The sequence below is a fragment of the Pseudomonas sp. Pseusp3 genome, assembly GCF_047304225.1.
GTDB lineage: Bacteria > Pseudomonadota > Gammaproteobacteria > Pseudomonadales > Pseudomonadaceae > Aquipseudomonas > Aquipseudomonas fluorescens_CD.
This window is the reverse complement of record NZ_JBGLYV010000249.1, coordinates 1-465: the sequence shown is the minus strand read 5'-3', so window position 1 is coordinate 465 and position 465 is coordinate 1. Positions and strand designations below refer to the sequence as shown.

General features: G+C 65.8%; 1 pseudogene. It reads right to left on the bottom strand.

The annotated features are described in order from the left end of the window. Nucleotides 1–465 (bottom strand): annotated as a pseudogene (locus ACCD00_RS30770) (dolichol-phosphate mannosyltransferase); the annotation flags it as partial.

Genomic DNA, 465 nt, shown 5'->3' with positions numbered 1-465 from the left:
TCATCCTTCGATCTCCTGGGCAATGGTGTTCAGCCGCGTGCGCTTGATCAGCCACCAGACCCCGAACAAATCGAGAATGCCGACCAGCGCGCGGTCGATGTTGCCGTATTTCGACACCCCGGCCGTGCGCGGCCGGTGGTTGACCGGGTGCACGATCATGCGCCCGTTATGGCGCTGGATCAGTGCCGGAATATAGCGATGCATGTGGTCGAAGTACGGCAGGCGCAGGAACGCCGCGCGCTCGATCAGCTTCAGGCCGCAACCGGTGTCCGGGGTGGCGTCCTTGAGCAGGCGCCGGCGCAGGTTGTTGGCGAAACGCGAGGCGTAGCGTTTGCTCGCGGTGTCGCGGCGATTGACCCGGTGCCCGGCAACCAGTTGCACATCGACCTGGCCCGGTTCGCCGCGCACCAGCGCGAGCATGCCGGGAATGTCCGCCGGATCGTTCTGGCCGTCGCCATCGAGGGT